General features: G+C 53.1%; 15 protein-coding genes. 14 read left to right on the top strand and 1 reads right to left on the bottom strand.

Annotation, left to right across the window (positions count from 1 at the left end):
• Positions 1-37: 37 nt before the first annotated feature.
• The 14 genes from argC to QNH46_RS21995 all read left to right on the top strand — a co-directional run bounded on the left by argC (position 38) and on the right by QNH46_RS21995 (position 20,555).
• Positions 38-1,102, top strand: coding sequence for an N-acetyl-gamma-glutamyl-phosphate reductase (gene argC, locus QNH46_RS22060; protein ID WP_283926028.1), 1,065 nt, complete (start codon positions 38-40; stop codon positions 1,100-1,102).
• Positions 1,103-1,120: 18 nt separating this feature from the next.
• A complete protein-coding gene (gene argJ / locus QNH46_RS22055; protein ID WP_283926027.1) occupies positions 1,121-2,356 on the top strand; it encodes a bifunctional glutamate N-acetyltransferase/amino-acid acetyltransferase ArgJ in 1,236 nt (411 codons plus the stop codon).
• A gap of 61 nt (positions 2,357-2,417) precedes the next feature.
• Positions 2,418-3,257 (top strand): acetylglutamate kinase, encoded by an 840-nt coding sequence (gene argB, locus QNH46_RS22050; RefSeq protein WP_283926026.1) that lies wholly within the window; start codon positions 2,418-2,420, stop codon positions 3,255-3,257.
• Positions 3,258-3,333: 76 nt separating this feature from the next.
• A complete protein-coding gene (gene argD, locus QNH46_RS22045; protein WP_283926025.1) occupies positions 3,334-4,569 on the top strand; it encodes an acetylornithine transaminase in 1,236 nt (411 codons plus the stop codon).
• 1 nt (position 4,570) lies between these two features.
• A complete protein-coding gene (gene argF, locus QNH46_RS22040; RefSeq protein WP_283926024.1) occupies positions 4,571-5,536 on the top strand; it encodes an ornithine carbamoyltransferase in 966 nt (321 codons plus the stop codon).
• A 45-nt stretch (positions 5,537-5,581) separates the two neighbouring features.
• Positions 5,582-6,817, top strand: coding sequence for an argininosuccinate synthase (locus QNH46_RS22035; protein ID WP_283926023.1), 1,236 nt, complete (start codon positions 5,582-5,584; stop codon positions 6,815-6,817).
• A 37-nt stretch (positions 6,818-6,854) separates the two neighbouring features.
• On the top strand, positions 6,855-8,270 hold the full coding sequence (gene argH, locus QNH46_RS22030; protein ID WP_283926022.1) for an argininosuccinate lyase: 1,416 nt from the start codon (positions 6,855-6,857) through the stop codon (positions 8,268-8,270).
• A 331-nt stretch (positions 8,271-8,601) separates the two neighbouring features.
• Positions 8,602-10,599, top strand: a complete 1,998-nt coding sequence (locus tag QNH46_RS22025; RefSeq protein ID WP_283926021.1) for a methyl-accepting chemotaxis protein — start codon at positions 8,602-8,604, stop codon at positions 10,597-10,599.
• 799 nt (positions 10,600-11,398) lie between these two features.
• A complete protein-coding gene (locus QNH46_RS22020; RefSeq protein WP_283926020.1) occupies positions 11,399-12,355 on the top strand; it encodes a carbohydrate ABC transporter permease in 957 nt (318 codons plus the stop codon).
• Positions 12,352-13,197 (top strand): carbohydrate ABC transporter permease, encoded by an 846-nt coding sequence (locus QNH46_RS22015; protein WP_155612547.1) that lies wholly within the window; start codon positions 12,352-12,354, stop codon positions 13,195-13,197. The genes QNH46_RS22020 and QNH46_RS22015 overlap by 4 nt, the downstream gene beginning before the upstream one ends.
• A 101-nt stretch (positions 13,198-13,298) precedes the next feature.
• Entirely contained in the window at positions 13,299-15,038 is a 1,740-nt protein-coding gene (locus tag QNH46_RS22010) for a cache domain-containing sensor histidine kinase (protein WP_283926019.1), read from the top strand.
• 110 nt (positions 15,039-15,148) lie between these two features.
• Positions 15,149-16,456 (top strand): ABC transporter substrate-binding protein, encoded by a 1,308-nt coding sequence (locus QNH46_RS22005; protein WP_283926018.1) that lies wholly within the window; start codon positions 15,149-15,151, stop codon positions 16,454-16,456.
• A gap of 385 nt (positions 16,457-16,841) precedes the next feature.
• The gene (locus tag QNH46_RS22000; RefSeq protein ID WP_283926017.1) at positions 16,842-18,458 is read left to right on the top strand and encodes a response regulator transcription factor; all 1,617 of its coding nucleotides are present in this window, start codon (positions 16,842-16,844) and stop codon (positions 18,456-18,458) included.
• Positions 18,459-18,473: 15 nt separating this feature from the next.
• Positions 18,474-20,555 carry an alpha-glucuronidase family glycosyl hydrolase gene (locus QNH46_RS21995; protein ID WP_283926016.1) on the top strand — a complete coding sequence of 694 codons (2,082 nt, stop codon included), beginning with the start codon at positions 18,474-18,476 and terminating at the stop codon, positions 20,553-20,555.
• A 68-nt stretch (positions 20,556-20,623) separates the two neighbouring features.
• On the opposite strand, the gene QNH46_RS21990 is transcribed toward QNH46_RS21995, so the two are convergent.
• A complete protein-coding gene (locus QNH46_RS21990; RefSeq protein WP_283926015.1) occupies positions 20,624-21,925 on the bottom strand; it encodes a CynX/NimT family MFS transporter in 1,302 nt (433 codons plus the stop codon).
• Positions 21,926-22,005: the final 80 nt, after the last annotated feature.

Below are 22,005 nucleotides of genomic sequence, written 5' to 3'. Positions count from 1 at the left end.
TAGAAACAAACCGAAATTAGGGAGAGGAAGAGAGGTTATGACGGTGTCTGGAAATGCAAGCAAAGTAAAAGTGGCTATCGTTGGTTCCACAGGGTATGGCGGGGTAGAGCTGATTCGTTTTTTATTGGGACATCCGCTGGCGGAGATCACCTCTGTCATTTCGGCTTCAAGCGCCGGAGTACCGATTACGGATGGATTCCCGCATTTATCGGAAATCCTGGTTCAGGATCTGGACGGAGTAGACCCGGAGGAAATGGCCAAGAAGGCGGATATCGTATTTACGGCAACGCCGTCCGGAGTAAGCAGCAAGCTCGTGCCACAATTGCTGGAGGCGGGGCTTAAGGTTATCGATCTATCGGGAGATTTTCGCATCAAGGACGGTTCGGTCTATGAGGCCTGGTACAAACACGATGCCCCGGATGCTGGCGTACTGGAGCAAGCGGTATACGGGTTGAGCGAAATTAACGGCGACGATGTCGTTGGCTCGGAATTCATTTCAAATCCAGGGTGCTACCCGACAGCAACGCTGTTAGGGTTGATCCCGGCGTTAAGTGCAGGCTGGATTGATCCGGCGACGATTATTATTGACGCGAAGTCCGGGGTTTCCGGGGCCGGCCGCGGCACCAGCCTGATGACGCATTATGCGGAGATCAATGAGAATTTCAAGGCTTATAAAGTCAACAAGCATCAGCACATTCCAGAAATCGAGCAAAGTCTGTCGCAAATTGCGGGAGAGCAGGTGACCGTCACGTTTACGACGCAATTGGTGCCGATGACGAGGGGGATTATGTGCACGATGTACGCTCAGCTCAAAGGAGCTTATACCGATGAGGATTTAACCGAGCTGTATCGCCAGTATTATGAAGGCAGACCGTTCGTGCGGATTCGGGAGGCGGGTAAATGGCCGGCGACGAAGGAAGTATTCGGCTCGAACTACTGTGATATCGGCTTTGCCGCAGATCCTCGTACGGGAAGATTAACGATTATATCGGTTATCGATAACGTCGTAAAAGGTGCAGCAGGTCAGGCCATTCAGAATATGAATCTAATGATGGGTTGGGATGAGACGACGGGACTTAAGCTCAGTCCAGTTTATCCGTAATTGCGAGGGGAGAACGCCATGGGAGAGGTTAGCAAGTTTACTGTAGTTACTGAGGGAACGGTTACGACGCCGCAGGGTTTCCGGGCAGGGGGACTGCATTGTGGCCTGAAAAAAACATCGCGCAACGATCTTGGCGCGATCGTATGTGAAGTGCCTGCTGTAGCAGCAGCCGTGTATACATTAAATGTATTCCAGGCTGCACCGCTTAAGGTGACGCGCGACAGCCTCGCCTCTAGCAGCCAGCGGCTGCGGGCGATCGTCGTGAATAGCGGCAACGCCAATGCTTGCACAGGCAAGCAGGGCGAGGAGGATGCCTACGCGATGCGCGCAGCGGCGGCGGAAGCCTTCGGGCTGCGGCCGGAGGAGGTCGCCGTGGCGTCGACGGGCGTCATCGGCGAGCTGCTGCCGATGGAGCGCGTGAACGCCGGGATTCATGGACTTCCGGCAGTGGTAGCGCCGGGAGCCGACGGGGCGGAGGAATTCTGCCAAGCCATCCTGACCACGGACCTCGTGAAGAAAGAGGTATGCGTGAAGCTGAACGTGGATGGACGGGAGGTCAGCATCGCCGGAGCCGCCAAAGGCTCAGGCATGATTCACCCGAACATGGCGACCATGCTTGGCTTTGTGACGACCGACGCGGTTATCGAAGCCGAAGCGCTGCAGGCGCTGCTCCGCAAGGTGACCGATGCTACCTTCAATATGATCACGGTAGACGGCGATACGAGCACGAACGACATGCTGCTTGCGATGGCGAGCGGGCTGGCCGGAAATGAGCCGCTGACACCGGAGCATCCGGCATGGGAGAGCTTTGCGGCCGGCTTCGGCTATGTGTGCGAGGTGCTCGCCAAGGCAATCGCGCGCGATGGCGAGGGAGCTTCACGGCTCGTCGAAGTGAACGTGGAAGGCGCGGTCAGCGATCTGTCGGCCCGGGCTATTGCGAAGACGATTATCGGCTCCAGCCTGGTGAAATCGGCCGTATTTGGCGCCGATGCGAACTGGGGCCGCATCATCGCGGCGGTAGGCCGCGCTGGCGAGCCGGTGAACCCGGAGACGGTGGACATTTCGCTCGGCAGCATCCGTGTGCTGACAGGCTCCCGGCCGATTCCTTTCGATGAGGATGAGGCGCTTGCTTATCTGCAGGGGGACACCGTGGTTATCCATGTCCACCTGCATAACGGCGAAGGCCAGGCCACGGCCTGGGGCTGCGATTTGACCTATGACTATGTACGGATAAATGCGGCATACCGCACTTGACTTCGGGGTTTTTCGACACATAATGATTACTTCATAAGAATCGGAGAGGGGTTTTGGAGCGATGAGAACAGCGCTGGATAACAGTAATACGGCAAGCAATCCGCTTGCGGCAAACGGAACGTTTGTAATGAAATGTGGAGGCAGCACGCTCGCAGAGCTTCCGGATTCCTTTTTCGAGGATCTGGTGAAGCTGCAGCAAAGCGGAGTGCAGCCGGTCATCGTCCACGGGGGCGGGCCGGCGATTTCCGACAATCTGAATAAGCTCGGCATTGAAACGAAGTTCGTGAACGGGCTGCGATATACGTCTGAGGAAGTGCTGGACGTCGTAGAGATGGTGCTGGCCGGAAGCATCAACAAAGGCATCGTGCGCCGCATCGGGCAATCCGGGGGCAAAGCGCTAGGCTTGTCTGGCATAGACGGCCAGCTGATCACCGCGCAGCCGGTAGCGGCTAGTGCAGAAGTCGGGCTTGTCGGCGACGTTACCAAAGTTGATGCCGCTCTGATCGAAGGCGTAATCCAGCTTGGATTTATGCCGATCATCGCGCCGCTTGGCGTGGATGCGGCGGGCCAGCGTTACAATATCAATGCGGACACGGCAGCCGGGGCGGTAGCGTCCGAGCTCGGCGTGGAACGAATGATCGTCGTGACGGATGTGCCGGGCATTCTGAAGACCATCAACGGGGAGAAAAGAGTGCTGCCGACCGTGACTGTACAGGAAATTGAAGACATGATTCAGTCCGGTGAAATTTACGGTGGCATGATCCCGAAAGTCCGGGCTGCGATTGCCTGTATCCATGGCAAGGTGCAGGAGGTCGTCATCGTGGACGGCAGCGAACCGGGGATCCTAAGCCGCGTTCTGTCCGGCGAGGAAATCGGGACGAAAATTGTACGGATGCAGTAGCATGGCATTTTAGACTGCGTTATAGTTAATAGAGTGAAATGAAGAGATTTTATCCAAATGATAGGAGTGACAAGCGATGGCACAAAGTGATCTTAAAGAAGCAAAGGCATCCAAGGCGGCGGACGCGAAAGCAAAGAGCGCGCTGTTTCCAAGCTATGCCCGCTATCCGATCAGTCTCGTCAAAGGACATGGCAGCTGGCTGTGGGATGACCAGGGGAATCGTTATCTCGACTTTATGAGCGGCCTTGCGGTGACGAATCTCGGGCATGCTCCTGAAAAAGTGACGGCGAAGGTCAAAGCTCAGCTGGATGAGCTATGGCATGTATCGAATCTGTTCCATATTCCGCAGCAGGAGAAGGCTGCGCAGCTGCTGACGGAGGTCACTTGTGCCGATGTCGTGTTCTTCTGCAACAGCGGGGCCGAGGCGAATGAAGCGGCCATCAAGCTGGCGCGCCGTTACCATCAGAAGATCAAAGGAACCGGCCGTTACGAAGTGATTACCTTCCAGCAATCCTTCCACGGGAGAACGCTGGCGACCTTGACGGCTACGGGGCAGGATAAGGTGAAGGACGGCTTCCTGCCGCTGCCGGAAGGCTTCAAGACTGTACCGCTGCATGATATGGCGGCGCTGAAGGAGGCCATCGGGCCGAATACGGCGGCGGTCATGCTGGAGATGATTCAGGCCGAGGGCGGAGTATATCCGGTCGATCCTGGCTTCGTTCAAGAGCTTGCCGCGCTTTGCAAAAAAGAGGGACTCCTGCTGATCGTAGACGAGGTGCAAACCGGCATGGGCCGTACAGGCAAATGGTTTGCGCACGAACACTACGGCATTGAACCGGACATCTTCACCTCCGCGAAAGGCATTGCGAGCGGATTGTCCGTCGGGGCGATGCTCGCCAAGGAATACCTGCGCGAAGCATTCACGCCAGGCAGCCATGCGACCACATTTGGGGGCAACCCGGTAGCAGCCGCGGCGGTCATCGCAACGATCGAGACGATGCTGGAGGACAGCATTCCGCAGCGCGCGGACGAGATGGGCAAATATTTGCACGAACGTCTTCAAGAGGCGTTCAAGGATGAACCGTTCGTGAAGGCCATCCGCGGCAAAGGCCTGCTGATCGGCATCGAATGCGCCGAGCCGGTAGCGGATCTGGTTACTGAAGGCCAGAAGCGGAAACTGCTGTTCGTCACTGCCGGTCCGAATGTCATTCGCCTGCTGCCGAACCTGAACGTGAGCCGGGAGGAAATCGATCAAGCCGTCGATACGCTGGCAGCGATCATTTCCGCCTATACATCCAAGGAGGAAGTGTAGTATGAGTCTAATAGAGGGAACGAAGAAGAATGCATTTAATTTGAAGGGCCGCGATTTCATCGAGCTCAGCGACTATACAACGGAAGAAATTCAATATTTGCTCGACCTCGCGATCGAGATCAAGGATAAACAGAAGAAGGGCGAGATCTATCATCCGCTGAAGGGAAAGACCGTCGGACTTATTTTTGAGAAATCCTCGACACGGACACGGGTATCCTTCGAGGTTGGCACCTACCAATTGGGTGGGCACGCCTTGTTCCTGAGCAAGAACGATATCCAGCTTGGCCGCGGCGAGACGATCGCCGATACGGCGGCCGTCATGTCGAGATATCTGGACGGTATTATGATCCGTACCTTTGGTCACGAGAATGTCGTCGATTTGGCTCGTTATTCGACCGTTCCGGTCATCAACGGGCTTAGCGATCTGGCGCATCCTTGTCAGGTGCTGGCGGATTTGCAAACCATTTACGAGCATAAAGGAACCCTCAAAGGCCTGAAGCTGGCCTACATCGGCGACGGCAACAATATGGCTCACTCCCTGATGATCGGCTGTGCGAAACTCGGGGTTCATATCTCCGTGGCGAGCCCGGAAGGCTACGAGCCGGATGCGCAAATTACGGAGCAAGCCCGGCACATCGCGAAGGAGACGGGATCGGCTGTCGAGGTTGTCCGTGATCCGAAAGCGGCGGTAGCGCAGGCGGATGTCATTTACACAGATGTTTGGGCAAGCATGGGCTTCGAGGAAGAGCAGAAGGCGCGCGAGGCGGCGTTTGCTGCGTATCAGGTCAATGAAGAGCTGGCGCAGCATGCGAAGCCGGATTATTTGTTCATGCACTGCTTGCCGGCCCATCGCGGCGAGGAAGTGAGCGAAGGGGTTATCGATGGCAAGAATTCGATTATTTTCGATCAGGCCGAGAACCGTCTACATGCCCAGAAAGCGCTGATGGCAGCGCTGATCGGATCATAGGATTTTAAATCGGAGCTATAAAAAGTAACAGGAGGATCATTTAATATGGCAAAAAATAAAATCGTGCTCGCCTACTCTGGCGGCTTGGATACATCGATCATTCTCAAATGGCTTAAGGAAACGTACGATGCCGAAATTATTGCTTTCACGGCGGATATCGGCCAGAAAGAGGAACTGGACGGCCTGGAAGCCAAAGCACTGGCTACTGGGGCTTCCAAAGTATATATCGACGATCTGCGCGAGGAATTCGCCAAGGATTTCATCTACCCGATGTTCCAGGCTGGTGCAATGTACGAAGGGCAATATTTGCTCGGTACGAGCATCGCCCGTCCGCTGATCGCCAAGCGCATGGTTGAAATCGCCCGTGCGGAAGGCGCAATGGCTATCGCCCATGGCGCTACAGGCAAAGGGAACGACCAGGTCAGATTCGAGCTGGCCGCCGCTGGTCTCGCTCCGGAAATCCAAGTGATTGCCCCTTGGCGCCTCAGCGAGTTCCGCGACCGCTTCCCGGGCCGCGCGGAAATGATCGCGTACGCCGAAGAGCACGGCATTCCAGTTACTGCGTCCGCTGCGAAATCCTACTCGATGGACCGCAACCTGCTGCATATCAGCTATGAGAGTGGCGTGCTCGAGGATCCTTGGTACGATGCGAGCGGCGAGGAGAGCAAGGATATGTACCTGCTCAGCGTATCCCCGGAGGATGCGCCGGATCAGCCGGAGTATTTGGAGCTGGAATTCGAGCAGGGCAACTGCGTCGGCCTGAACGGCCAGCGTCTTGACCCGCTTGGCGTGATGGAGAAGCTGAACGAGCTGGGCGGCAAGCACGGCATCGGCCGGGTGGACATGGTCGAGAACCGTTTTGTTGGCATGAAGAGCCGCGGTGTATATGAGACGCCGGGCGGCACAATTCTGTTTACGGCCCATCGCAAAATGGAATCCCTCACAATGGACCGCGAAGTGATGAATTTGCGCGACAGCCTGATTACCCGTTACAGTACACTCGTGTACAACGGCTTCTGGTTCGCGCCGGAACGTCTTGCTTTGCAGGCGCTTGTGACGGAGAGCCAGAAGAACGTGACCGGAACGGTACGCGTGAAGCTGTACAAAGGGAACATTATCGGGGCCGGCGTTAAGAGCCCGGTGAGCCTTTACAATCCGGACATCGCTACGATGGAGGCCGATCCAACCGAAGCTTATGACCAAGGGGATGCAACCGGCTTTATCCGCCTGAACGCACTGCGCCTCAAAGTTAGCTCCGGTGTGGAGCAGAACAGCAAGTAATTGAAGCTAGGTTTGAAACAGATAAGGAGTGAATCAGGTGAGCAAGCTGTGGGGAGGCCGCTTTACGAAGCAGACCAACAAACTAGTTGAAGAATATACCGCGTCCATCGGGTTCGACAAGGCGCTGGCGGAAGAGGATGTGCAGGGAAGCCTGGCGCATGTGACGATGCTGGCCAAGTGCGGGATCGTTCCTGAAGAGGATGCGGCGAAGATTAAGGAAGGATTGCAATCCGTACTTGAAAAAATCCGCCGCGGAGAACTCGAGTATTCCGTCTCAGACGAGGATATTCACATGAATATCGAGAAGAACCTGATCGAGGAAATCGGTCCGGTCGGCGGCAAGCTGCATACGGGCCGCAGCCGCAACGATCAGGTGGCGACGGACATGCACCTGTATTTGCGCAAGCGGGTCGTCGAATTCGTGGGACTCTTGCATGACCTGCAGGAGGCCTTGATTGGGCAAGCGAAGGCCAATCTGGATACGATTGTTCCAGGCTATACCCATTTGCAGCGGGCTCAGCCGATTCTGTTCGCTCACCATTTGCTCGCTTACGTCTCGATGTTCCAGCGGGACATCGAGCGCCTGCAGGACAGCTACAAGCGGATTAACGTCCTGCCGCTCGGGGCTGGGGCTCTGGCGGGAACAACCTTTCCGATCGACCGCCATTTCGTGGCCGAGCAGCTGAATTTCGGCGCTGTTTACGAGAACAGCCTGGATGCAGTCAGCGACCGCGATTTCATCCTGGAGTTTCTGGCGGATGCGTCGATCCTGATGATGCACTTGTCCCGCTTGAGCGAGGAATTGGTCATGTGGAGCAGCACCGAGTTCCGCTTTATCGAGCTGGACGATGCTTTTTGCACAGGCAGCAGCATCATGCCGCAGAAGAAGAACCCGGATGTGCCCGAGCTTGTGCGCGGGAAGACGGGCCGCGTCTACGGTAACCTGATGGGCCTGCTGACCGTCCTGAAGTCCCTGCCGCTCGCTTACAACAAGGACATGCAGGAAGACAAGGAAGGCATGTTCGATACGGTGGCAACGCTGCAGGGAGCGCTGCAATTATTCGCTCCAATGATTGCTACAATGAAGGTCAACAAGGAGCAGATGCGCGAGGCCGTCAACAAAGATTTTTCCAATGCGACCGACATCGCCGATTTCCTGGCCAGCAAGGGATTGCCGTTCCGTCAGGCTCACGAAGTGATCGGCAAGACGGTGCTGTATTGCATTCAGCACAATAAATATTTGCTGGATCTCTCCCTCGAGGAGTTCCAGCAATTTTCGCCGCTGTTCGACGACAGCATTTATGAGGTGCTGCAGCCGGAGACGGTCGTTAACGCCCGCAACGTTTACGGCGGTACAGCGACCGGCCAGGTGAAGGCCGCGATTGGCCGGGCTGAGGAGAAATTGCATTCGACCGGGCAATGGGTGCAGGAATATTTGGCTAAGAGCAAATAATAATGATGCATTTAAAGCATATACGAAATGATCAAGAGCAGATTTTGCCCCTGGGCAGATTCTGCTCTTTTTTGCGACTAAATAAGGTTTTACAAAGAAAATCAAATGAATTTACAGTAAATTATCATTTATTTTCATGAAAAGTATAAAAAAATATTGAATTTTGTCGAAATATAGATATACAGAATGATTGACTAAGGTCAATCGAGACAGGGTATCTAGTCATTTCGAGCTATGAAAGAACAAAAAAGGTATGTAACGTCCATTGAAGCAAAGAGTAATTAGGTGGAGGAACGGGTATCTGCATCATGGATTTTGAGAGGAGATAACGATGAAGAAGATTTGGTCGAACTTAAGGCGTGTATTCGAGATTACCTCGCTGCGGAATCGTCTGCTGCTTGCGTTCACGATTATGCTGGTCATTCCTAATATGGTCATTATGGGGTCCAGTCTGACGAGCGCCAAGCATGAAATGGAATCCAAGATTGGGAGTTCATCCAAAACGAGCGTCGAGCTGATGAATGAAGCGCTGGATGCTTATGTGGAAGCGCAGGTACAGAACGTCGAGCAATTGGTCATGCAGATGAATTCCAAGCAAATCGATGAAGGATCGCCAGAGGTACAGGCGATGCTGGAGCTGTTCATGGCGAAGCATCCTGGGCTTGAGCTGCTTACCGTAGGCAACAATAACAAGGCTTTTATGAAGGCGCCGGATCCGGGGCCGCATGAATATGATCCGACGGCAAGGGACTGGTATAAGGCCGCGCTTGCCGATCCGAATAATACAGTCATAATCGATCCTTTTACTTCGACAACTTCGGGACATCATAATTTGTATATCAGCCGCGCGCTTCCGGATGGGCAGGGAGCCATGACCGTATCCTTTAACATGGAGGCCATCAACGAGTTCACCCGGAACGTGCAAATCGGCAGTGAAGGGTTCGTATACATATTCGATCGCAGCAACAAGATTACATACCATCCGCAGTACGAGCCCGGCGATGATGCTGTGGGAGAGCATATTTCGAGAATTCAAGCGATGGATTCGGGATTTATCGATTACAAAAACGAGCTGACGGGCAAGCCGCAGAGAGCTTACGTTCTGACGAACGAGCTGACGGGTCTTAAAATCGTCGGAGTTCTGGAAATTAGCGAATTCGATAAAGCGATTGCCCCGATTGTCTGGACTTCTGTAATCGTGCTTTGTATCGCGCTCGTCGTTTCTGGCCTCGCGCTATTCTTGATTATTCGCAGCGTAACGCGTCCCATTGAGCAGCTGAACGCCTCCGCGAAGCGCGTGGGAGAAGGTTATCTCAATGAAGAGGTCCAAATTAAGCGGAAAGATGAAGTTGGACAGCTCGCCGGGAACTATAACGAGATGGTCGCTTCGATTCGCGGAATGGTGATGGATGTCGCGGAAATTTCCAGCCAACTTGCCGCTTCCAGCGAGGAGCTGACAGCCGGGACTGAGCAGAACGCAAAATCAGTCGAGCACGTCGTGGATCTGGTTCAGGTGTCCTCCGAGGGAGCCGAGAGACAGGCCAGCGTCTCACTGGAGAGTGCCGATACGATGGAGGAGATGTCCCAAGGCATTTATAAAATCGCTGAAGCGTCGGGAGCGATCGTCGATTCCTCGTCCAAGACGGTTGAGGATGTGCGTTACGGCAGCGAAAAGGTGGAGCAGGTCAGCCTGCAAATGGAGGAAATCCGGCGTTCTACAGAGCAGTCAGCCGAGCTGATGCACAAGATGAACGAGCTTAGCGCCCATATTGCCGGAATGAGCTCAGCGATTTCGGATATCGCCGTCCAGACGAATCTGCTGGCGCTGAACGCGGCGATTGAAGCGGCGCGTGCCGGTGAGGATGGCCGCGGCTTCTCCGTCGTGGCAGGCGAAGTGAGGAAGCTGGCTGAACAGTCCAGGGAGACGGCGGAGCAAATCGGCGAGGATATCGTGCAAATGACGAGCTTGGTAGAGAAGGCCTATGCGGTCATGAACGGCGAGGTTGCAGCTAACGTCAAACGCGGCATTAGCGTCACTACAGATGCGCAGAATGCATTCCGGCAAATCGAGCAATCGACGCGTCATATTACGGAGCAGATTCACGATGTGTCCGCGATTACGCAGCAAATGTCGGCGAGTGCCGAGGAGATTGCCAATTCCGTGAAGCATATTTCGGAAACCTCGCAGCAAAGTCTCGACTCCTTCCAGAGCGTAACGGCCGCGACGCAGGAGCAGCTGGCCTCGATGGAGGAAATTTCGTCAGCCGCAGAGGGCTTGGCCCGTATGGCGGCGGATATGCAGACGAAGATCGAGCATTTCAAGGTCTAAATCTCCTTATAGCAGCGCCCTGAGTATCTAATTGCACCCTTTAGAATAATGTTGGGAGAACCATCCTGGTCTAACCAACGAAATTCTAGGGGTGCATTTTTTATGCGATGCTAGCTATAGGCTGGAAGATCAACGAATCTCTCGTAAGAGGAAAATATGTATAGAAAGAGCTTTTTAGGATAAATAGATGAATTATAACATCCATTATTAATTGTTCAACTTATAATAAATGGATTAATAGTAGTTAGTTTCTGCGGTAATGAAGGGGATGTGGATTTAAATGGATTTCATGTCCCTAGAAGAAGAGAAATTGCCAATAATGGGCTGGGTGCTTGACTTTAGGTGCATAAAATTCATCTAAACCTCGGAAATATCCGCTTAGAGTATCATTAGATGCATGGATTCCATTTAGTGCACGACACAACATATTGAACAACAGCAGCCTATATACAATGAACTAAAGATGGGGTGCAAACAAGGAGAAATATGACTCTTAAGAAACGCAAAGCATTGTTTCAGAAAGCTGATCCGGAAGCATAAGCCTGTGATGAAACTTTGTGACTGGATTCCTGCCACTTATGATGTACCTGAATCATTCAAGAAATCCGGGAGCAGCAGCGTGCACCCTTTAGAATAGACATTGGAAACCATTCTGGTTTGTCCGGTGAATTCTGAGGGTGCGCTTTTCTTTTTGCAAAATTAGATATTCTGAAAATATTGAATGATTTTGAGCAATTGTCTCCTGTAGCTCCACGGGACTCTCCATCTATACTAAAAGTAAGAAAAGGAGAGTGAACACATGGAACGTACAACACCTTTAGCTAACGGGACGCCTGAGCGTAAAAAGCCATTTCTCAAGCGTTGGGACTCTCCCATTGCAGGATATCTGTTTATTTCCCCATGGCTGATCGGGTTTTTGGCGTTGACAGCCTACCCGATGCTGTTGTCCCTATATTATTCCTTCACCAACTATACTTTAATGAAACCGATCGAATGGATCGGTATGGAAAACTACAACCGTATCTTTACGGCAGACGAGAAATTCGTCCAATCGGTCAAAATCACGTTTTATTACGTACTGGCCTCGGTACCGCTGAAGCTCATTGCCGCGCTGCTTGTGGCCATGCTGCTGAATAAGGCGGTGCGCGGGATTTCGGTCTACCGGACGGCCATTTACTTTCCGTCCTTGATCGGGGGAAGTATCGCTGTTTCCCTGCTGTGGAAAAACATCTTTGGCGTGGACGGCTTCTTCAACAAAGTCCTCGGCGTTTTCGGTATTCCAGGCACAGGCTGGGTGACGAACCCGGATACGGCGCTCTGGTCGCTGATTGTATTGTCCGTTTGGCAGTTCGGCTCTTCGATGGTTATTTTCCTCGCGGGTCTGAAGCAGATTCCGAATGATCTGTATGAAGCTTCCTCGGTGGACGGAGCGGGCAAGATCAGACAATTTTTCAATATTACGCTGCCGATGCTATCGCCAACCTTGTACTTTAACCTGATTATGGGGGTCATTAACTCCTTCCAGGTGTTTACGCCAGCGTACGTCATTACGGCCGGAGGTCCAATGAACTCCACTTATGTGTATGCGCTTTACTTGTATGAGCGGGCGTTCAGCCGTTATCAGCTCGGATATTCCTCCTCCTTGGCCTGGATTATGCTGCTGATGATCGTTGTTGCCGCCGTAGCCATTAACGTGACATCGAAATACTGGGTGTTCTACGAATCCGACAGCCAAGGAGGGAAAAAGAGAAAATGACCCAATCAAAATGGAAAGGTTTAACTCGTCATGCAATGCTCATCATATTCAGCTTGATTATGGTCTACCCGGTCATTTGGTGGATCGGCGCTTCTTTGAAAAGCAACCAGGAGCTGAGCTCCCCGTCGCTTTTCCCGACCGTACCCCAGTGGTCCAACTACGTTAAAGGCTGGCATTCGGTTCCCGGCTTTACGTTTACCGATTTCTATATCAATACCTTCTATTTAATTATCGCGGTGATTATCGTGACGGTTATTTCCAGTACACTGGTCGCTTTTGGATTCGCCAGACTGGACTTCCCGCTGCGGGGCTTCTGGTTCTCGCTGCTCATGCTCACGCTGATGCTGCCGGGACAGGTGCTAATTATTCCGCAGTATGCGATGTTCCACCAGTTCGGCTGGGTCAATACGTATTTGCCATTTATCGTACCCCACGCTTTAGCCGGGGGAGCGGGAGGAACCTTCTTCGTATTCCTGCTGATCCAATTCATTCGCGGTATTCCGCGGGAGCTGGATGAATCGGCAAAAATCGACGGCTGCAACTGGTTTGGAATCTATTGGAGAATCATCATGCCGCTGATGAAGCCATCGATCGTTACCGTCATCATCTTCTGCTTCCTCTGGAACTGGGATGATTTCCTCGGTCACCTGCTGTACATTAACTCTGTAGATAAATACACGGTAGGCCTGGCTCTGCGGATGATTAACGACTCTCAGGGCGGCGCGGAATGGGGACAATTGCTAGCTATGTCGCTTGTGTCCATCCTGCCGGCAACGCTGCTGTTCAGCTCCGCTCAGAAGTACTTCGTCGAGGGCGTCGCTACGACTGGAATTAAAGGCTAGCCAGCAAGGAACATAATCGTTTACAATGAAAAAACATTGAGGCTTATACAGCTTCAATGTTTTTTTAGATGATGAATGCATATGGAAAAGGGGACGTCCTTATGACTAATCCATTTAAAAGATACCGCATTGATCTTCTGTTCACCCTTTGCTTTGCCGGCCTGATCACGCTCGTGCTGGCCAGCACGGTATGGATCAGTTATGCCATATCCTCCCGCGAGCTGGCCGAGAATACGTCTTATTACCAGAAACGGCTGCTGGAGGAACTGAACAATGAAATTACGGGCAGGCTTACATCGATTGAGCAGGTCTCTCTGACGACTTCCAGAGATAACGATTTGCTTGCATTCCTGTCAGGCAAGGATGACATGTTCGATCGCTACCGGAGGTCGATGGGCATCAAGCAGGCACTGGCCCATCTAACCTATTCGATTCCGCAAATTCAGGCGATCGACTTGTTCCTGGAGCAGCCGCAATGGGGCGACAATCAGAGCTATATCCAGTTTCACCAGCTGGAAGCGGCGGAAGAGCAGCCCTGGTATGCGGCTCTGGAGAAGAACGACTTCGCTTGGTCAGAGGAACATCAGATTTCAACTTTTAAGGGAGAAGCCTCTGTGCTGAGTTTTTCCCGGAAAATTTATTATAATACGCGATTTATGGGCATTCTTGTCGTCCATGTGAAGGCCGATTGGATCCGCAGCATGCTCGAAGGGTATTCCCAAGATTCAAACCGCATCTTACTGGACAGAAACGGCAGGGAGCTGCTGAGTGTAGGGAAGTCTATGAAGGAAGCCGGGCTGGTAGAATCCGATCCGCGGTTTACCGGTGAATCCGGCGTGTTCCGTCTTCATACGCAGCCGAACAGTATCGAGAATCTCATCGTTTATTCCAAAGTAGCGGATTCCGACTGGATGATCGTCGAGATTACCCCGTGGAAGCAAATTACCGCGGGCAGCCTGAAGCTGGCCGGGGCGATTATTTCAATCGGCATCGGCGCCTTGCTGCTGGCTTTCCTGCTGACGCTCTGGCTCAGCCGCCAGTTTATGAAGCCCATTGCCCAGCTCGTCAAGGCGATGAAAACTTATGTCGTCGGGGGGACTCAGCCGGAGCTGACGAGCGATTATTCGAATGAGTTTGGCGTTCTGTTTGCGGGCTACCGCAGGCTGAATGAGCGGATTGAGGCGCTTTATTTGTCGCTTGCCGAGCGTTATGAGCAGCAGCGCAAGGCCGAAATTGAAGCGCTGCAGGCGAATATCAACCCGCATTTTCTCTATAATACGCTGGATCAGCTGAATTGGATGGCGATCGCGGAAGGCCAGGACAAAATGAGCCGCATCCTGGAGCTGATGGGCCGTATGTTCCGCATCGGCTTGTCTCATGGAGAAAGCTTCATTACGATTGGCGAAGAGCTTACGCACGTCGGTTGTTATTTGGAAATCCAGCAGCTAAGATGGGAGGACGGGCTAGAATACGAGGTGCATGTATCTCAAGAATTGCAGAAGCTATTTATTCCGAAGATGACACTCCAGCCCTTTGTAGAAAATTCGATGATCCACGGGTTCAATTCCAGACAAAGCGGCAAAATCGTCATTCAAGTGACAGAAGAGGGCGAACGCATCCGCATCGTCATCGAGGACGATGGGATCGGACTTTCCCATAATCATGATAAGGGGAATAATCGGCGCAAGGGCGGGTATGGTATACGGAACGTAAGGGAAAGATTCTCGGCTTATTTTGGCGAAGACTTCGATATTGCGCTTGCGGACGGCGAGCATGGAGGGACGGTCGTGTCGATTGTGTTCCCGCGGTTGGAAGAAGCACCGGGCAAAAGTGAAAGATAATCGGACGATTTTATAATAAATTGTGCATCTCTCTAATACTCCAATCTATAAGGAGTTGATAGAATAACAAGTGACCACAATACATCTATCTTTTTAGGGGGTAAGTCAACATGATGAAATGGAAGCGATTGCAGATTGTTGCGGCATTGCTGGTATGCTCCTTGCTGCTGGCAGCTTGCGGCGGCAAAGGAGATAACGCAGGAACAACGGCAGGCAATACTCCGGCTGTATCCAATTCAGCTTCAGAGAAAGTAAAATTGCGGGTGATGTGGTGGGGATCCCAACCACGCCACGAAGCTACGCTGAAAGCGCTAGAATTGTACACCGAGAAAAATCCGCACGTTACCTTCGAGCCTGAATACTCGGGAATGGACGGCTATCTCGATAAACTGTCTACTCAAGCGGCAGCTCACAACGAACCGGATATTATCCAAATGGATCCGGGCTGGATTTCCGACTGGACGTCCCGCAACCAATTGGAAGCGCTGGATGGCAAAGTTAATCTGGCTGACTTGACGCCAAGCCTTCTGCCGATTGGCCAAAAAGATGGCCAGCAATACGGCGTACCGCTCGGCTCGGTAGCCTTCGGTATGATCTATGACAAGGCTGCTTTGGAAAAAATGGGTGTAGCTGCACCACAGTACGGCTGGACGTGGGATGATTTCTTTGCCCTGGCGGAAGAAGTGAAGCCGAAGCTCGCTAAAGGCCAATATTTCACGCTCGACTATGCCGGCAACTACTTCATGTTCAGCGCCTATCACTACGCTAAAGGCAAAGGCACGCTGATCACCGAAGACGGCAAATTCAACATCGACGAAGCGACATTTCTGGAGTGGACGAAGAAATTCGAACAGCTGCGCAACGACGGCCTGATCCCTCCAGCGGATTTGAACGCGTCTGACAAGGAAATGGATCCAACAGCGGACCTGCTGGTTAACGGCAAAGTATTGTTCCGTTATTCTTTCTCCAACAACTACACGACTTGGGACAGCATGAAAGAAGGAGCATTCGATCTTATATCCATGCCGCGTGCCGAGGAAGCGGGCGGCTGGCTGAAGCCATCCATGTTCCTCAGCTTGTCTCCAAACTCGAAGCATAAGGAAGAAGCAGCGAAATTTATCGATTGGTTCATTAACGATCCAGAGGCAGGAAAAATTCTTGGAACGGCTCGCGGTGTACCTGCCAACGCGAAAATTGCAGAAAGCCTGATTCCGAACCTGTCTGAAGGCGAGAAAGTAGGCATGCAGCTGATCGACGCAACGACTCCGGACGGACAAACGTTTACGACGGGGCCGGAAGGCTGGGTTAACTTCATTGATAAAGACTTCCCGCTTGTGCGCGATGAGCTGAGCTTCGGCAGAACGACGCCAGAGCAAGCTTACGAGTCCTTGAAAAAAGCTGCGCAAGAATACGAGTAAACTTAATTTTAAATGCGTGTTCAAAAAGTAAGTCTTTCAGCACCGAAGCGTATTCTTTCGATGTGCGTTTTTACAAAACGCCTTAGGTTGGATGAAGCTAGGGATGAGGAGCGCGGCTAAACGCTTTCGAAGAAAACGACTACGGAAGCATCGCTAGGCGAAACCTACGTGAGCACCGGAAAGCCCGGCTGAATTCAAGATTCGATGTCGAATGAGCAGCCTGATTTACTTCGTGATCAAAGAATGACTTTTTGAATAACCTCTAAAAAACGTCATGCCTGAGGGGCTTAACAGCTTATCGGGCATGACGTATTATCATCATTATAAGAATTGCGATTTGAACATCATGCGCAAACATCATGTTGCAAGAGGAGGGGCTCTACAGATGTGGAAGATTGGAATCATCGACGACGACCGTGTGGTGCTGCAGGGAATTCGGAGAGCGATACCTTGGGACGAGCTGAATGCAGAATGGGCGGGTGAGGCGCTGAACGGAGAAGAAGGGCTGGAGATGATTCGGTCGGCTTCGCCCGATATTGTGATTACGGATTTGTATATGCCCGTGATGAACGGGCTAGACATGATCGAGCAGCTGCGGCAAACCGGGTATGCGGGCAAAGTCATCATCCTCAGCGGATATTCGGATTTTGAATATGCCCGTCAGGCCCTGCGTCTGAACGTAAGTGATTACCTATCCAAGCCGGTCAGCGTTCCTACCTTGAAGTCCGTACTGGGCCAGGCCATTGCCGATCTCGAGAAACAGGAAGAGAAGCGCATGAGGCAGGATGAATTGCTGCAGAAGCTGCGTCTCTACGAGCCATTTGTCGAGAAGGAATGGGTTAAGTCGGCAGCGGCGGGCACCCTGCAGAACTCCCGTCTGGATACGGAGATTCCAACGCCATATCGTCATTGGGCCGACTGCGATCATACCGTTCTCGGCATTGAATTGGTCCGTGATCAGCGGGCAACGAAGCTGAGCTTGCCGGACTGGAGTCTCCTTCGCTTTGCAATCAGCAACATTATTTGCGAGGTAACCCAGGAGGCCTTTGCCTCCTTTGAATATACCGATTTGCATACGAACCGCTCCGTCGTCATCATTCACAGCGACCGTACGGAGCCAGCTGGGCGGCTGCGGCAGAGGCTGGAGCAGCTTGGCGTCCGCCTGATCGATTGCGTCCAGAGCTATTTGAAGCTGAAGCTCCGCATCGGAATTGGGGAGCGTAAGAGCAGCATCAGGGAGATCGGCAATTCGACGGAAGAAGCCTTCCGCGTCATTGATCTGAATCCCCAGCCCGCGGTTTCCGGTTATGATCTGTATGTCTTTGCGCAGGAGCTGCACAGCGAAGGCACAGGAACGCCAATCCGGCCCGTGAAGCTGTATTTGGAGCTGGCCGGAGCCATCCGGACATCGCAGGAGAATCAGGCGCGTAAAATTATTTTGGATTACATGACGCGCTTGGAGAAAGAAGAAGGCATCACGAAATCATACGTCGGCATGCTGGCAGGCGAGCTGTGGGGAATTATCGCCTTTGCTTTTTATGAAATGGGGACGGTGCTTGACGATATTTTCTCGAACGATTCCATCACTCGGGAAATCGCCGAATTGAAGCGTCCTTCCGAGCTGGCCGAATGGCTTGGCGCCAAGATCGGCATCGTGTTCAGCAGCCGCGAGTGGGGCGGCAACGGCAAGCACCGGCAGGCTGTCGACTTCATGATGGAATATATCCACGAGCACTATGCCGAGGATATTACGCTGGCCGGGCTGGCGGATAAAGTGTATATTTCGCGCAACTACCTGTCGATGATTTTCAAGAATATTACGGGTGAGACGTTTAACAATTATTTGACAAGAGTACGGATCGAGAAGGCCCGGGAGCTGTTGATGGAGAAGAAAGCATTGGTTTACGAAGTGGCGGAAATGGTCGGATACAAAAACGTTCCGTATTTCAGCACCGTGTTCAAGAAGATCACGGGGATGAACCCGACGGAAATCGTGAAATGAAGAAGAGGTGGCAAAATGAACAGCAATTATGATTTGGCATGGCTGCGATACGGCGGAGCGTCAGTGGAACGTTCGGCAGCGATTCAGCTATTTGAAGGGTATTTGAGCAATATCGTGGCAGCGGGCGAAGGGTCCTCGCCGTTGTTCCGCACAGCGGTGCAAGAGTTGACGGAGGGTCTCGCCAAGCTGACAGGCAAGCAGCCTGCGGTAGAGCCGAATGCAGCCGCGGATCGCTTTGTGGCTCTAGGAACCATCGGCGGTGCCGGCAATCCTCTGCTTAACGAATCGGTGGAGGGAGCAGAAGCGGCTCGCCTAGGGGAAGAAGGGTATATCATCCGCAAGGCAGTCCGTGAAGGCAAGGATTATATTGTTATTGCCGGGGGATCGGATAAAGGGCTGCTTTACGGTGTATTTCATTTCCTGCGCTTGCTGCAGACGGCGGGTCAATCTCCCGATGGGCTGAATTTGGTCGAAGCGCCGAAGTATCAGCTGCGGATGGTCAACCAGTGGGATAATATGGACGGAAGCATTGAGCGCGGATATGCGGGCCAGTCGATATTTTATCAGGACAGCAAAATCGTCTCCGACTTGACTCGCGTACGGGAATATGCCAGATTGCTGGCCTCCGTTGGCATTAACGGTATCGCCATTAATAACGTGAACGTGCACGAGGTAGAAACGAAGCTGATTACGCCTGAGCTTCTGCCTGACGTTGCCCGGGTTGCTGATGTATTCCGCGAGTACGGCATTCGCCTCTATCTCAGCGTGAATTTTGCCGCGCCGATCGAGCTGGGCGACACGTCCACGGCTGACCCGCTGGAGCCAGCGGTACAGGAATGGTGGAAGCAGCGGGCAGCGGACATTTACCGTTATGTTGCCGATTTTGGCGGATTCCTGGTCAAAGCGGACTCGGAGAACCGCCCGGGACCATTCACCTATGGACGGGATCATGCGGACGGAGCCAATATGCTGGCTGAAGCGCTGGAGCCTTACGGCGGACTCGTATTGTGGAGATGCTTCGTCTACGATTGCCATCAGGACTGGCGGGATCGCAAAACCGACCGGGCCCGCGCGGCATACGACCATTTCAAGCCGCTTGACGGCAGATTCAAGGACAATGTCATTCTGCAAATCAAGAACGGCCCGATGGATTTCCAGGTCAGAGAGCCGGTATCGCCGTTGTTCGGAGCCATGAAGCAGACAAATCAGATGCTGGAGTTTCAAATCACCCAGGAATATACGGGACAGCAAAGACATGTATGCTATTTGATTCCGCAGTGGAAAGAAGTGCTCGAATTCGACACCCTCTGCGAGGGAGAAGGCAGCAAGGTGAAGGATATCGTCGCCGGGCAGGTTCATCCGTATAAACATAGCGGGATTACAGCGGTATCCAGCATTGGCGATGATTATAATTGGACGGGCCATTATCTCGCCCAATCCAACCTGTATGGGTACGGCCGGCTGCTGTGGAATCCGGAGTTGAGCGCGGAGGAGATTGCTGAGGAATGGACGAGCATGACCTTTGGCGTGAACCAGGATGTGGCGAGTACGATCCTGGACATTCTGATGGAATCCTGGCCGACCTATGAGAGCTATACGTCCCCGCTAGGCGTGGGCTGGATGGTTGTGCCGCATTATCACTATGGACCTGACGTGGACGGCTACGAATATTCCAAATGGGGAACGTACCATTTCGCGGATCGGGACGGCATCGGTGTAGACCGGACCCTGGCTACGGGTACGGGATATTCCCACCAATATGTTGGCGCTAATGCAGCATTATATGATAGTCTGGAATCTTGTCCGGATGAGCTGCTGCTATTTTTCCACCATGTTCCTTATACCTATGTACTAAAATCCGGCAAGACGGTTATTCAGCATATTTACGATACGCACTTTGCGGGAGTGGAGCAAGTAGAGAAGTGGATCGCACGCTGGGATGCTTTGGAATCCAAGCTGGATCCGCAGCGCTTCGCCCATGTGAAAGAGCGTTTGCTGGAGCAGCTTGAGAGCGCCAAGCACTGGCGGGATGTCATCAATACCTACTTCTACCGCAAATCGGGCATCAAGGATCAGCATAATAGAGTAATTTACTAGGATGCAGTTATAAATAATAGAAAGAACCCTGGGCTTCAGCATGGGCTGAACCAGGGTTCTTTGCGTTGTTATTCCACTTCGATGTAGCCTTTGCGCCCGGCGGCGTATCCAAAGAGGATCGTCAGCAGGGACAGCGAGGTAATCGTCGCCAGCGGCACCGTCCAGTTGCCGCTCTGGTCGTGAATGAAGCCGAACAGGGTCGGGCCGACGGCGGCTAGCAGGTAACCGAGGGATTGCGCCATGCCGGACAGTCCGGCCGCCTGATCTGCGGTTCGCGATCGCAGTGCGAAGAACAGGATGACAAGGCTGAAGGTGGTGCCGCAGCCAAGTCCGATTGCCATAATAAACAGCGGGGCCAAAGCCGGGGAACCGAGCCATACTCCGCCGAAGCCGAGCAGGAACAGCGCGGAAGAGCCGGCGGCTAGTCCTTTCTGGCTTTGCGTTCTTGAAGCGATGAGCGGCATCAGGAATGAGCCGGCCATACTGACGATTTGCATCAGTGAGAGCATCCAGCCGGCTGTTCCGGGAGCCATCCCCTGCTCCTGGAGAATTTCCGGCAGCCATGAAATACCTATGTAGAACATGATCGATTGAAAGCCCATAAAGATCGTTACTTGCCAGGCAATGGCCGATTTCCAGACGGCTCCCGTCTTGCGGTAGGAGCTCGCGCCTTGCCCTCTGCTCTTATCGCCGCTGCGGCGCAGCTGCGGAATCCAGGCCAATGCCGTCGCGGCCGACAGGATCACCCAGTAGACGAGAGCGCCCCTCCATCCGGCGTTTCGCGAGAGCGGGATGCTGATTCCTGAGGCGATGGCCGCCCAGCCATTCATGGATGAGGTATACAGGCTGGTCATCAGGCCGATGCGATGGGGGAAATCGCGTTTGATCAAGCCGGGCAGCAGTACGTTGCAGACGGCAATCGCGCTGCCGATCAGTGCGGTGCCGAGAAACAGAGCCGGATTATTTGGCATGGAGCGCAGCAGGATTCCCGTGGTCATGATAATCATGCAAAAGAACATGGTGCGTTCCATCCCGAACCGCCAGCCCAGCTTAGGAGCAGCAAGGGCGAAAATAGAAAAGGCGATCAGCGGCAGCGTGGTCAGCATTCCTGCTGCGGTATGGCTCAGTCCCGTACCGCTCTGGATTTCCCCGATCAGCGAGCCGACGCCGGTCAGAGGCGAACGCAGCGTCGCTGCCGTAAGCAGGATGGCTGTTATCAGCAGGGCCGCTGCACCAATCCGTCGTTCGGCTGGGCGGTTGCCGGGCTTGGGGGTTGCGCCAGAGTTGTAACTGGAGTCCGGGTCGGAGGAAGAGCGTGCGTCAGCTTCACTTGCTGATAATACAGGTGCGTCGTTTTTTGTTTTTGGCATAGCTGTAGTACTCCTCCTGATCAATGTTGCCGTGCTTATTTAAAATTGGCTTAACCTTAACATATGAAAACTTTTACAAG

The organism is Paenibacillus woosongensis, assembly GCF_030122845.1.
Taxonomy (GTDB): Bacteria; Bacillota; Bacilli; order Paenibacillales; family Paenibacillaceae; genus Fontibacillus; species Fontibacillus woosongensis_A.
This window is presented reverse-complemented; position numbering and strand designations above follow the sequence as displayed.

What these genes read in the sequence shown, in the direction of transcription:
- argC (WP_283926028.1), top strand. Translation starts at nt 38, where the DNA reads ATGACGGTGTCTGGAAATGCAAGCAAAGTAAAAGTGGCTATCGTTGGT.
- argJ (WP_283926027.1), top strand. Translation starts at nt 1,121, where the DNA reads ATGGGAGAGGTTAGCAAGTTTACTGTAGTTACTGAGGGAACGGTTACG.
- argB (WP_283926026.1), top strand. Translation starts at nt 2,418, where the DNA reads ATGAGAACAGCGCTGGATAACAGTAATACGGCAAGCAATCCGCTTGCG.
- argD (WP_283926025.1), top strand. Translation starts at nt 3,334, where the DNA reads ATGGCACAAAGTGATCTTAAAGAAGCAAAGGCATCCAAGGCGGCGGAC.
- argF (WP_283926024.1), top strand. Translation starts at nt 4,571, where the DNA reads ATGAGTCTAATAGAGGGAACGAAGAAGAATGCATTTAATTTGAAGGGC.
- QNH46_RS22035 (WP_283926023.1), top strand. Translation starts at nt 5,582, where the DNA reads ATGGCAAAAAATAAAATCGTGCTCGCCTACTCTGGCGGCTTGGATACA.
- QNH46_RS22025 (WP_283926021.1), top strand. Translation starts at nt 8,602, where the DNA reads ATGAAGAAGATTTGGTCGAACTTAAGGCGTGTATTCGAGATTACCTCG.
- QNH46_RS22020 (WP_283926020.1), top strand. Translation starts at nt 11,399, where the DNA reads ATGGAACGTACAACACCTTTAGCTAACGGGACGCCTGAGCGTAAAAAG.
- QNH46_RS22015 (WP_155612547.1), top strand. Translation starts at nt 12,352, where the DNA reads ATGACCCAATCAAAATGGAAAGGTTTAACTCGTCATGCAATGCTCATC.
- QNH46_RS22010 (WP_283926019.1), top strand. Translation starts at nt 13,299, where the DNA reads ATGACTAATCCATTTAAAAGATACCGCATTGATCTTCTGTTCACCCTT.
- QNH46_RS22005 (WP_283926018.1), top strand. Translation starts at nt 15,149, where the DNA reads ATGATGAAATGGAAGCGATTGCAGATTGTTGCGGCATTGCTGGTATGC.
- QNH46_RS22000 (WP_283926017.1), top strand. Translation starts at nt 16,842, where the DNA reads ATGTGGAAGATTGGAATCATCGACGACGACCGTGTGGTGCTGCAGGGA.
- QNH46_RS21995 (WP_283926016.1), top strand. Translation starts at nt 18,474, where the DNA reads ATGAACAGCAATTATGATTTGGCATGGCTGCGATACGGCGGAGCGTCA.
- QNH46_RS21990 (WP_283926015.1), bottom strand. Translation starts at nt 21,925, where the DNA reads ATGCCAAAAACAAAAAACGACGCACCTGTATTATCAGCAAGTGAAGCT.